1 protein-coding gene is annotated in these 14,027 nt (G+C 70.2%); it reads right to left on the reverse strand.

From position 1 onward, the window contains the following. The coding region (locus ACFWPJ_RS09970; protein WP_378849322.1) for an amino acid adenylation domain-containing protein at positions 1-14,027 on the reverse strand (14,027 nt) is incomplete at both ends.

The following is a 14,027-nucleotide window of genomic DNA, read 5'->3' on the forward strand; positions in this document are numbered from 1 at the left end:
CGGTGGGACACCGCCACGCCCTTCGGGCGGCCGGTCGATCCCGAGGTGAAGATTACGTAGGCCGTGTTCGCGGGGCGTAGCGGCGCGAGGCGGTCGCGGTCGGTGAGCGGGGCGTCGCTGTGTTGCGACAGTTCGATCTGCTCGACGGACAGGACCGGGGTTCCTGGCGCGGTGAACCCGGTGCCGGCGGTGGTGACTACGAGCACCGGTGCTGCGGTGTCGAGGATGTACTGCGAGCGTGCCGCCGGTTGTTCGGGGTCGATCGGTACGTAGGCGCCGCCTGCGGTGCTGACCGCGTACATCGCGACGACCAGGTCGACCGATCGCCGCATGGCCAGCGCCACCCGGGACTCCGGTCCCACACCCGCCGCGACCAGGTATCGCGCCAGGCGGTTCACGCGGGCGTCGAGTTCGGCGAAGGTCCAGCGCGCACCGTCCGCGACGAGCGCGACCGCATCCGGCGTGGCAGCTACGGTGGCGGCCAGCAGCGATGCGAGGGTCGCGTCCGGATGTGTCTGTCGCGCAGTGCGATTCCAGGTGTCGAGGATCCGGGACCGCTCGGCCGGGGCGAGCAGATCGATCGTGTGGACAGGCGCACCGGGGGTGGCCAGGACGGCGTCGACGAACCGGGTGAGCCGGTCGAGGAAGCCGCGGACGGTGGAGGCGTCGAACAGGTCGGTGGCGAAGGTGCAGTAGCCGCTGATCCCGGCCGGGGAGCCGTCGGTGTCGTAGCGGTCGGCCAGGATCAGGTGCAGATCGAACTGCGAGAGCTCGCGGTCCAGTTCCACCGACGAGACGCTGATGCCGGGCAGGTCCATCCGCACCTCGGCCAGATTCTGGAACGACAGGCCGACCTGGAACACGGGGTGCCTGGCGGTGGAGCGGGCCGGATTGAGTACCTCCACCAGGCGTTCGAACGGGACGTCGGCGTTGGCGAACGCCTGTAGGTCGATTTCGCGCTGGCGGGTCAGCAGCTCAGCGAAGCTGGCGTCGCCGTCGACCTGGGTGCGGAAGACCAGCGTGTTGACGAACATGCCGATCAGATCGTCGAGTTCGGCCTCACCGCGTCCGGCGACGGGCGTGCCGATCGCGATATCGGTGGTGCCGGACAGGCCCGCCAGGACGACTGCCAGCGCTGTGTGCACGGCCATGAACAGGGTCGCCCCATGCACCCGGGACAGCTCGACGAGCGCGGCGTGGGTCGCGGCGTCGATGGTCAGCGGCACCCGGCCGCCCGCGTAGGACTGGATCGGCGGTCGCGCCCGGTCCCTGGGGAGCTCGAGCTGATCGGGCAGACCGGCGAGTGTCTGCTGCCAGTAGGCGATCTGGCTCGCGGCCATCGAGGTGGGATCGGCTTCGTCACCGAGTAATGCCTGCTGCCACACGGCGTAGTCGGCGTACTGCAGGGCCAGGGGTTCCCAGGCGGGTGCCGTGCCCTGCACGCGGGCGCTGTAGGCGGTCACCAGATCACGCGTGAGTGGGCCACCGGAGAAGCCGTCACCGGCGATGTGGTGGACCGTCATGGCCAGGACGAAGTCCTGGGGTGCGAGTTCGAACAGAGTGGCCCGCAACGGCACCGCGCCGGTGACGTCGAAGACCGTCGAAACCAGCTGCGCGACTGCTATTTCCACGTTGTCGGCGGTGTCGGCTCGCAACCAGGGCACGTCGGGATGGTCCGGTGGCAGGACGACCTGCACCGGTGTGTGGTCGATGACGGGATACACCGTGCGCAGGATCTCGTGTCGCGCGACGACATCGGTGAACGCTTGCCGCAACGCAGCAGTGTCGAGCGCACCGGTCAGCCGCAGCACGACCGGAATGTTGTAGGCGGCGGTGCGGGTGTCGAACCGGTTCAGGAACCACATGCGCTGCTGCGCGGGCGAGAGCGGCAGCCGATCCGGTCGCGGTTGCGCCCGCAGAGCGGGGCGGTGGGCCGTGCGGGTCAGCCGGGCGATTTCCCTGGCGCACTCGGCGACCGTGGGAGCCGCGAACAATACGCGCACCGGCACCCTGAGGTCGACGGCGGCGCCGAGCCGCGCGGTCAACCGGGTCGCGAGCAGCGAATTGCCGCCCCGGTCGAAGAAGTTGTCGTCGGCGCCGACACATTCCGCGCCGAGCACCTCGGCGAACACCTCGGCGACCGTCCGTTCCAGCTCGGTCGACGGCTCGCGGTAGTGGCAGGCCGCGAAGACCGGTGCGGGCAGGGCTTTCCGGTCGAGTTTACCTGCCGAGGACAGCGGGATCCGGTCCAGCACGACCACCGCCGCCGGGACCAGGTGCGCGGGCAGCATCGACGACGACCACCGTGTCACCGCGCCGGGATCGATGTCGCGCCCGGTCACATAGGACACCAGCACGGTGTCACCGGCCGGGTTCTGTGCACCGACGGTGACCGCGAAACTGACCTGCGGGTGCCGCGTGAGGACGGCGTCGATTTCGCCCGGCTCGATGCGGAAGCCGCGGATCTTGACCTGGAAATCGGTGCGCCCGAGGTACTCCAGTTCGTAGGAGCCCGCCGCGGCGCCGCGGACCCACCGGACCTGGTCGCCGGTGCGGTACATGCGCTCGCCCGCCACGCCCCAGGGGTCGGCGACGAACCGGTCCGCGGTCGCGGCGCTGCGCCCGCGATACCCGCGCGCGAGGGCGGGGCCCGACAGGTACAGCTCGCCGGTGGCGCCGACGGGCACCGGATGCAACCGGCCGTCCAGGACGACGGCCCGCATCCCCGGCACGGGGCGGCCGATCGAAATGCGTTGTCCGGCACGCAAAGTCGCGTAGGTCGCGCCGATGGTCGCCTCGGTCGGGCCGTAGCCGTTGAGGAAGTAGCGGCCGGGCTGCCAGATGGCCAGGAGTTCGGCGGTGGTGGCCTCGCCGCCGGCGGACACACACACCAGGTCCGGCAGGCCCGCGGGGTCGAGGGTGCCGAGCAGCGCGGGGGTGATGATCGTGTGGGTGACCCGTTCGGTGCGCAGCAGGTCGTCCAGTTCGGCGCCGCCGACGGTGTCGGGCGGCGCGATGACCAGGGTGGCGCCGCGGTGGAAGGCGGTGCCGATCTCCTCGATCGATTGGTCGAAGCTGGGCGAGCACACGTGCAGCATCCGGTGGTCGTGGCGCAGCCCCATCAGGTTCGCCGAGTGCGCGATGAGCGCGCCGAGTCCGGCGTGGGTGACCGAGACACCCTTGGGCGCACCGGTGGAGCCGGAGGTGTAGATCACGTACGCCGCATGGTCGCGGCGCAGTGACGCCCGGCGGTCCCGGTTGCGGACCGGGGTCGACGCACGGGTCTCGATGCGCGAACGCACGGCCGGGTCGTCGAGGACCAGCCAGCGCACGGATCCGGCGAGGCTGTGCACGCGAGCGGCCACGGTGATGCCGACCGTCGCACCGGAGTCGTCGAGCATGTGCCGGACCCGGTCGGCGGGATAGTTCGGGTCGACCGGCAGGTACACCCCGCCGGCTTTCGCGACGGCCCAGAACGCGAGGATCGACTCGTAGCTGCGGGGAATCGCCGACGCGACCACGGTTTCCGGGCCGACACCGTCGGCGATCAGGACCCGCGCCAGGCGGGAGGACGCTTCGTCGAGCTCGCCGTAGGTGACGGTTCGTCCGTTGTCGCGCACCGCGATGCGGTGCTGTCCGTAGCCGGTGCCGCGGACCAGGAGTTCGGGCAGGGTGCCGGTCGCGGGCGGTGTCGCGCCGTCCCCGATCCGGGTCAGCAACGCCGATTCCGTCTGGTCCGACAGCGGCAGGTCACCCACCGGTGTTTCCGGTCGCTGCGCGACCGTGCTCAGCAGGCGCAGGAGACGACGGACGAAGGTGTCGGCCGCGTGCTCGTCGAAAAGTGTTCGGGCGAAGGACATTTCGATGGACATGCCTGCGTCGCCGTCGAGCACTGCCACGGCGAGGTCGGCGTCATCGGTTGGCAGGTCGCCGATGACGAGAGACACCTGTCCCAGCGACCCCGGCTCGGCACCGAGCAGGATGGCCAAGTCGGCGTGGGAGATTCCGGCATGGGCCAGGCCCTCGGACTCGGCGCGGTGAGCCGGTGCGAGCAGGTCGACGAACCGGGTGGCCGGGTCCACCTGGGTACGCAGCACCAAGTCGGTGTTGCCGGGCGTCGTCCCGCCGATCACGATGTCGCCGGTTCCGGTCAGCCGCGCGAGCAGCACGGCCAGGGTCGTGCGCACCAGCGTCGACCATGTCACACCGGAGGATTCGGTGAGCAGGCGCAGGTCACGGTGCACCGCCGACGGGATCGGCAGCTGGGTGCGTCCCCGCCCGGTCGGCTGCTTGTTCTCGCTGTGCCGATCCGTGGGGAGCGCGAGCCGGCCGGGCAGGTCGGACAGGGTCCGCCGCCAGTAACTCGATTGCGTGATCGGATCGGTCGTGGCCGAGCGGAGCCGGTGCGCGATGGCTGTCGCGGTGGTGTCCGGTGTGGCGATCAGGTCGTCGATGACCGTGCGGAGCCGGTCGGTGACGGCCTGTGCGGTGGCATCGGCGACGAGATCGCGGCGGTACTTGATCTGCACCTGGGTGCGGGCGCCGAGGAACACCAGGATCGTGATCGGGTAGTGGGTGTGGTCGGCGCCGCGCAGGTCGTCGATGCTCAGGTCGCCGAGCGCGCCGCCCGCCTGCCGGAGACCGTCGACGTCGACGGGGAAGGACTCGAAAGCGAGCATGGTGTCGAACAATTCACCGAGCCCCGCCACACGCTGGATCGCGCCCAGCCCGAGATGGTGATGATCCAGCAGCGACGCCTGCTCGGCCTGCACATCACGGATCAGCTCTCCGACCGTGCCGGTGGCATCGATCCGGACCCGCACCGGAACCGCGTCCACAAATAGGCCGATCATGTCGCCGACACCGTCGAGATGCGGTGGACGGCCGGACACGGTGGCGCCGAACACGACATCGTCACTGCCGGTGCTCGCGGCGACGACCAGACCCCACGCCGTCTGGAACACGGTATTCGGCGTCACCTCGGCAGCGGCGGCGAACGCGGTCAGCTCACCGGTCCGGTCGCTGTCGAGCTCGAACTCGCACAGACCGAAACCATCGCCGGAGGCGGGCGGCCACGTCAATTCCGGCGCGAGCACGGTCGGGTGCACCCCGGTCAGGACCTCGGACCACGCGCGTTCCGCGGCCGCACGGTCCTGGCGGGTGAGCCACTCGAGGTAGTCGCGGTACGGCCGCACCGGCGGCAATACCGCCGCGTCGCCGTCGGTCGTGTACAGGACGAGCAGTTCCTTCATCAGCAGCGGCATGGACCAGCCGTCGAGCAGGATGTGATGCCCGGTCAGGACGAGATGGCTACGCCCGGAACCGGTGGCGTACACCGTGAATCGCAGCAGGGGCGCGATCGCCGGATCGAAACCCGCGTGCTGATCGGCGGCCAGCAGGGTGGGCAGATCGGTGTCGGCGACATCGCCGACGATCCGCAACGGCGCCTCGATCGAGTCGGCCACCAGTTGCACCGGTGTCCCGTCGGGCGCGGTGACGAACGCGGAGCGCAGGTTGGCGTGCCGGGCCAGGACGGTCCTGGCCGCGCGGCGCAGCCGGTCGATGTCCAGCTCGCCGGTCAGGTCGGCGACGAGTTGGATGACGTAGGCGTGCACCGACTCGTCGAGCAGTTCGCCGAGGGCCAGCAGGGACTGCTGCAGCGGGGACAGCGGCAGCACGTCCGCCAGCCCGGGGTAGCTGTGGCGCCAGATATCGAGGTCGGTCTGCGACACCCGCACCAGCGGGACATCGGAGGGGGTGAGTCCGCCCGCGTCCGGGTGCCGGGTGTGCTCGGCGAGGGCCGCGAGGCGGTGTGTCCACTCGTCGGCCAGTTCCCGTACCGCGGGCTCGTCGAGGATGCCGGTGGCGTAGCGGAAGCTCGCCTGGAGTTGCAGACCGGACTCGGTGTTGACGGCGATGGCGTTGATGTCGAGGACGGCGTTCGCGGGCAGGGTGGGGTCGTAGTCGACGTCGATGTCGCCGAGATCGGCGGTGGGCAGCCAGGCGGCGTCACCCGAGGGTTGGGTGGCTGCGGTCGCGCGGCCCAGGTAGTTGAAGCCGATCTGGCCGATGTCGCCGGTCAGCTGGCTCTCGGTGGCCGGATTGTGGCGCAGGAGGCCGAAACCGATGCCGTTGTCGGGCACCGACAGCAGCTGTTCCTTGACCGTCCGCACCGTCGCTGCGAGTCCCTCAATGCTGGTGGCGTCGATGCCGGACAGGTCGAGGACGACGGGGTACACGCTGGTGAACCAGCCGACCGTGCGCGTCAGATCGGCGCCGGGGACGGCGTCTTCCACTCGCCCGTGCCCTTCGAGCCGGATGCGGAGGGTGGCGGAGTCGACGCCGCGCCGGGAACGCCAGTCACGCACGGCGAGGGCGAGAGCGGTGAGCAGGGCGTGGTCGGCGCCCGCCCGGTACTGCGCGGGCAGGGTCGTGAGCAGCGATTCGGTGACCTCGACCGGTACCTGCACGGTGATCGACCGCATGGTCGACTCGGTGTCGAGCGCGCTGTCCACCGCGCGTCGGCCGAGCAGCGGGTCCGGGGTGGACATGACCTGTCGCCAGTAGCCGAGTTCGGCGGTGCGGTCCGCCGCCGCCAGGCCGTGCGCCCAGCGGCGGAAGGAGGTGCCGACGGGTGGCAGCGAGATCTCTTGTCCCGCAGCGTATTGCGCCCAGGCGACGACCAGGTCGGGGAGCAGGATCCGCCAGGACACACCGTCGATGACGTAGTGGTGCGCGGCCACCGCGAGCACATCGCGTGCGCCTTGCCTGCGCACCCAGGTGAGGGCGATCATTCGCGCATTCGCGGGATCGAGCGCCGACAACGCGGAATCCATTGCGGCGCTGCCGATCCGGGTCAGCTCGGCGCCGTTCGCGTCGGCCGCGTCGAGTTCGGACACCAGCGAATTCGCGTCGACGGCCTCGGCAGGCAGCACCTCGAGCTGCCACCGGCCGCCGTCGTGCCGCAGGCGGGAACGCAGCATGTCGTGGTGACGCAGCACCGCGGCGACGGTGGCGACCAGACCGGCTCGATCGATGTCGTCGGGCAGCGCCAGGACCATCGTCTGCGCGAAGCGGTCACTGGAGCCGCCGGTCAGGAACTCGGCGTGCACCGGCGTCAACGCGACCGCACCGACGCCACCGCCCGGCAGCTCCGCCAGCATCGGCGCGGAAGGACTGTCGAGCGCGGCGATCTCGGCCAGCTTCGCCACGGTACGGTGCTCGAACACCTCCCGCGTCGTGAAAACGATGCCCGCCGCCCTGGCGAGCGAGACCAGCTGGATCGACAGAATGCTGTCGCCACCGATCGCGAAGAACGAATCGTGCACGCCCACCGACGGCACGCCGAGTACACGGGCGAACAGGTCGGCCAGGCGCGTCTCCAGTTCCCCCATCGGTTCGCGGGCTATCGCGGTCACAGCGACGGGTTCCGGTAGTGCCTTACGGTCGAGCTTGCCGTTGGAGGTCAGCGGCATCGCGTCGAGCACCACGATCGCCGAGGGCACCAGGTGGGCAGGCAGGCACTGCGTGGCGTACTCGGTGAGCGTGGCCGGATCGACCGTACGGTCCTGTGCGGCAAGGACATAGGACACGAGTGTCATCGACCCGGATGCGGTCGTCCGGCCCACCGTCACCGCGGATTCGACGTCCGCGTGGCCGGCGAGCACGGCATTGACTTCACCGGGCTCGATGCGGAACCCGCGGACTTTGAGCTGGGTGTCCGCGCGGCCCACGTAGTCGAGTTCGCCATGGCGCAGGCGCACCAGGTCGCCCGTGCGGTACATCCGCGCCCCGGGGACGCCCCACGGGTCGGCGACGAATCGGGACGCCGTCATCGCAGGCTGGTTTCGGTAGCCGCGGGCCAGCGCGTTCCCGGCCAGGTACAGCTCGCCGGTGACGCCCGGCGCGACCGGGTTCAACCGGGCGTCCAGCACCATCGCCGAGGTCGACTGCACCGGAGCGCCGATCGTGATGCGCTGTCCCGCAACGAGTTCGGCGTAGGAGGAGATGATCGTGGTTTCGGTGGGGCCGTAGCCGTTGAGGTAGCGGCGGTTCGGCTGCCATTTCGCCAGCAGCTCGGGCGTGGTCACGTCACCGCCGACCGACACGAGCTCGAGCTGGTCGAGTCCGGCAGGGTCCAGCGTGCCGAGCACGGCGGGCGTGATGATCGCGTGCGTGACGGACTCGGCGGCCAGGATCTCGGCGAGCTCGCCGCCACCGACGATCTCGGCGGGCACGACCACCAGCGTCGTCCCGGTGGAGAACGCGCACAGCCATTCGAGCACCGACGGGTCGAAGCAAGGCGAGCAGATGTGCAGAAAACGGTGATCCGGTGCGAGCTGGTAGCGGCGGACCGCCTCGTCCACGAGATCGCCCAGGCCCGCGTGGGTCACCGTGACACCCTTGGGCAGGCCAGTAGAGCCCGAGGTGTAGATGACATACGCGGGGTGCCGCACCCGCAGCGGCGCGAGACGGTCGGCATCGGTGACAGGTGTGGCGTCGTGCGCGGCACAGGCCAATTCGACTGCGGGGTCATCGAGCGTCAGCCAGTCCACGCCAACGGGCAGACCGTTCAGGTGCGTGGTCGCGGTGATACCGAGTGCCGCTCCCGAATCGGTGACCAGGTGCCCGAGCCGTTGTGCGGGATAGCCGGGGTCCATCGGCACGTGGATGCCACCGGCCTTCGCGATCGCCAGCGCGGCGACGACCATGTCCGAAGACCTCGGCAGGGCAACGGCGACAGCGACTTCCGGTCCGACACCCCGGGCGATCAGTTCGCGAGCCAGCCGCGAGGTCCGCGCGTCCAGTGCGCCATAGGTGATCGAGCGGCCGCGGTGCCGGATCGCGATCCGATCCCGGCCCAGCCCGACACCACGCGACACCAGGTCAGGGAACAACGCGGCGGGTTCAGGGCAGGCTGGCCGCGTGGTCAGGGCCGCCACTTCGCCGGCGCTGAGCATCGCGAGCTCGCCGACCACCGTGTGTGGCTGCGCCGTCACGGCCATCAGCAGACGCAGCAGCCGGTCGGCGAAAACCGAGACCGTGTTCCGGTCGAACAGCGCACCGGTGAAGGCGAACTCGGCGTCGAGACCGCCCTCCGGGTTCGTGTGCCAGCTCAGCAGGAGATCGGACGGTGCCGCCACCGGCCGCGCCTCGGGCACCATCATGACCCGCACGTCCGGTGCGCTCAGGGCCGTCAGTTCCGCCGACGACAGCCCCGGTCGAGCGAAGGCTTGCCGGGCGACCTCGGTGGCGTCGGCGAGCAACTCGTCGAAGCGCGCACCGCCCGGCACCGGTAGTCGAAGCACCAGCGTCCGTGCATCCGGCGCCTGCGGGCACGGCGCGCCGATCGCGATGTCCTGGCTGCCGGACAGCCGCGCGAGCAGGACCGCGAAGACCGCATGGAGGACGGAGAACACGGTGGTGTGGTGCGCATCGGCGACCTCACCCAGCCGCCGGTGCAGAGCGGCGGACATCGCGAAGCCGACACCCTCGTCGGCCGTCACCGGCAGGGCGGGACGCGGGCGGTCGGCCGGAAGGTTCAGTTCCGCGGGCAGATCCGCGAGCACGGCACGCCAGTACGCGGTCCGCGCGAGCGGGTCATCGCCCTGTATCAAGGTCTCGAGGAGCTCTGCGACGGTTCGGTCCGGCGTCTCGACGATCGCATCCAGGATCACGCGTAATCGCTGGGCCAGTGCTTGCGCGACATCGTCGCCGATCGTGTCGAGCCGGTACTGCAGGCCGACGCGGATTCCGTCGCCCACCTCTACCCCGACCGCCACCGGATAGTGCGTGGCATTGGCGGCCTGGACGTCGACGATCTCCAACCCGTCGATCGCCCCGTGCGCACGCCGCATCCCCTCGGTGTCGACCGGGTACGACTCGTACGCCATGAGCGTGTCGAACAGCTCACCCGCACCCGCGGCCCGCTGGATGTCGGTCAGCCCCAGATGGTGACCGTCGAGCAGCGCGACCTGCTCGGACTGCAACCGCGACAGCAACGCGCCCAGCGACGCGTCGCCGTCGAACCGGACACGCACCGGGACGGTGTTCGCGAAAAGACCGACCATGCCGTCGATTCCGTCGAGCTGCGGCGGCCGCCCCGACACCACCGCGCCGAACAGCACGTCGTCGCGGCCGACCGCCCCGGCCAGCACAAGCCCCCACGCCGCCTGGAACAGCGTGTTGACCGTGACATCGCCTTCCGCCGCGCACGCCGCCAGAACCTCGGCCTCGGCCGACGACAGCTCGAGGGTGGACATCCCGTAACCGGTTGCGTGCTCGACAGGCGGCGCGACCGCGGCCGTCAGCACAGTGGGCTCGTGCCCGGACAACGCCTCGCACCAACCCGCCAACGCGGCCGAGCGATCCTGGCCGTCCAGCCAGGCGAGATAGTCGCGATAGGGCCGGACCCGCGGCAGCACCGCTGGCCCACCGTCGGTCGCGTAGCAGACCAGCAGTTCCCGCATCAGCAACGGCATCGACCAGCCGTCGACCAGCAGATGGTGGGCGGTCAGCACCAGATGCATCCCGCCGTCAGCGCGGCGATACACGGTGAACCGCAGCAGCGGCGCCGTCGACAGGTCGAAGCCGATCCGCGTCTCCGCTGCCAGGAACGCCTCGGCGTCGGCCTCGGTGGTGTCGACGATCCGCCACGGAACCGCTACCCCTTCGGCGACGAAACCGACCGGCGTACCCGTCTCCGCCGAACCGAACGACGTGCGCAGGATCGCGTGCCGGTCGAGAACGGCCTGCGCCGCCCGCCGCAAGCGATCGATATCCACCTCGCCCGCCAGCTCGACAGCCAACTGGACCAGATACGGATCCGACGGCGAAACCTGCGCGAGGAACAACAATCCGAGCTGCAACGGCGCCAGCGGCAGCACATCACTCAACCCGGGACGTTCACGCTGCCATAGGTCCAGTTCTGCCTGGGTGACCCGCACCAGCGGAACATCGGCGGGGGACAGGCCACCGGCCGTCGGATCACGCAGATGATCAGCCAAGACCGTCAGCGCCGCCGTCCAGCAGTCGGCCAGCTCCCGCACCGACGCCTCATCGATGATCCCCGACGCGTAGGAGAACGACGCCCGCAACTTCACACCCGCGTCGGTACCGGTGGCCAGCGCGTTGATGTCCACGACAGCGGCAGCGGGCAGCGCAGGATCCTGCTCAGCCGCGGGCTCACCCCAGTCGGCGGTGGGGAGCCACCCGGCGTCGGCGAATTTCTCCGCCACCTCGCCTGCCAACACACGACCCAAATAGTTGAAGCCGACCTGGCCGAGCGCACCGCCCAGCGAGGCCGCGGATTCGGTGTCCAGATGCCGCAGCATGCCGAAGCCGATGCCCTTGTGTGGCACGGCAAGCAGTTGTTCCTTGATCGCCTTGACCACCGCCGCGGTAGCCTCGCCACCACGCCACGCGGCCTCCGCATCGATCCCGCTCAGATCGAGAGCGACCGGATACATACTGGTGAACCAGCCGACCGTCCGCGTCAGATCCGCGCCGTCGACCACCGACGTCTCACGACCATGACCCTCCAGACGGACCCGCGTCGCCGGCGCATCGACCCCGCGGCGGCCCCGCCACAGACGCACCGCCAGGGCCAGCGCGGCCAGCAGCCCGTCCTCGGCGCCCGCGCGATACAGCGTCGGCAACTCCGTCAGCACCGCGTGCGTGACATCGGCGGGCACCGTGACACCGAAAGTCCGCACCGTGGACGCGGTATCGACGGCAGCATCGAGCGGCCGGTCACCGAGCAGCGGATCGGGCACCGCCAACGTGCGCTGCCAATGGTCGAGCTCCGCGCGGCGACCCGTCGCCGCATCGGACAGTGCGTGCGCCCACCGGCGGAACGAGGTCCCCACCGCAGGCAACACAATCGGCTGCCCGGCCGCGTACTGCGCCCACGCGGCAACCAAATCCGACAACAGGATTCGCCAGGAAACACCGTCGATCACCGCATGATTCGCCGCGACGATCAGCCCATCCTGACCGTCCTCCCGCGACAGCCACCCGAAGGCGATCATCCGGGATTCCTGCGGGTCCAGCGAGGCGAGCGCGGAATCCATCGCGGCCGCGGCGATATCGGCGAGCTCGTCTTCGGTCCGGCCCGCCGGAACATCAATGCGGGTGAGCAGCTCGTTCACGTCGACAGCGCCCGGCGGCAGCGTCTCCAGCAGCCATCGCCCGTCGACCTCCCGCAGACGCGCATGCAGCGTGTCGTGGTGATCGACCACCGCGGCAAGGGCGCTCAGCACGCCGTCCCGGTCGATGCCGGCAGGCAAGGCCAGCACCATCTGCTGACTGAACCGGCCGAACACCCGCCCGCCCGCCAGCGAAGCGGCCAGCACCGGGGTCAGCGGGATCTCACCCACACCACCACCCGGCAACTCCGGCAGCGCAGGCGCCTGCTCACCACCCAGCACCGCCACCCGCGCCAGCCCGGCCACGGTCCGCTGCGCGAACACATCCTGCGGGGTGAACGAGATACCCGCCGCCCGCGCCCGCGTCACCAGCTGGATGGACAGAATGCTGTCGCCGCCCGACGCGAAGAACGAATCCTCGGCACCGACCTGCTCGACACCCAGCACCTGCGCGAACAACTCCGCGATCCGGGTCTCGACCGGACCCTCCGGCGCCCGCGACCCAACCGCACCGAACACCGGCGCGGGCAGCGCAGCGCGATCGAGCTTTCCGTTGGGCGTCAGCGGGATCTCGTCCAGCACCACGATGACGGTCGGCACCATATGACCGGGCAGGGAAGACCCGACGAAGCGGGCCACCTCCTCGGTATCGACCGAAACACCCTGGCGGGGAAGCACATACGACACCAGCACGGTCGCACCGGAGTCCGCTGTCACTCCCATGGTGACGGCGTACTCGAGATCCGGATGCGCGGTGAGCGCCGTGTCGATCTCGCCGAGCTCGATACGGAACCCGCGGATCTTCACCTGGAAGTCGGAACGGCCGAGGTACTCGAGGTCACCGCCTGACGTGCGGCGAACCAGGTCACCGGTCCGGTACATCCGCGACCCCGCCGCACCGGCGAACGGCGCCGCGACGAACCGATCCGCAGTGAGCGCCGGCCTGCCCAGGTAACTCTGGGCGAGCGCGGTTCCCGACAGATACAACTCACCCGCGACGCCCGCGGGGACCGGCCGCAACCGCGAATCCAGCACCATCGCACCCACTCCGGCGAAGGCCGAACCGATGGTGATCGGCATTCCCGGCAGCAACTCGGCGCTGCCGGTCGCCAGGATGGTGGCCTCGGTCGGGCCATACCCGTTGAAGAAGGCCCGGCCACCGACCGCCCACCGGTCGACGAGGGCAGGTCCGAACGCATCACCGGCGACGACAACGACCCGCAACGCATCCAGCCTGTGCACATCGACGGACTCCAGCGCCGCCGGGGTGATCAGCACATGAGTCACCCGCTCCCGGCGCAACAACACGGCCAGATCGGAACCGCCGAACACCGTCGGGGGAGAGACCACCAGGGTGGCGCCGGAATTGAACGTCAGCAGCAGCTCGAGCACCGAGACATCGAAATTCGGCGAGCACACGTGCAGCACCCTGGCGTCCGCGTCGACCGAATAACGCTCCCGCGCCGCCGCGACCAGGGCACCCAGACCGGTGTGGGTGACGACGACGCCCTTGGGCCGACCGGTCGACCCTGACGTGTAGATGACGTAGGCGGGATGCTGATCGGTCAACGGACGCACCCGATCGACATACGAGATCGGGTGGGCCGGACGCGCCGCGATCCGATCCCGGTGCGGCGCGGCATCGATCTCGACCCACTCGATCCCGTCGCCCAATGCCTGCCGGTGCGCCGAGCAGGTGAGACCGAGCACCGCGCCGGAGTCGGCGACCAGGTAGGCGATCCGGTCCGCGGGCAGCGCCGGGTCGACCGGAACATAGGCGGCGCCGGTCTTGGCCCCCGCCCACACCGCCAGCACCGACTCGATCGAACGGGTGAAACCCAGCGCGACGACATCGCCCGGACCGACCCCACGGTCCCGCAG

It is taken from the genome of Nocardia sp. NPDC058497, from assembly GCF_042720195.1.
GTDB lineage: Bacteria > Actinomycetota > Actinomycetes > Mycobacteriales > Mycobacteriaceae > Nocardia.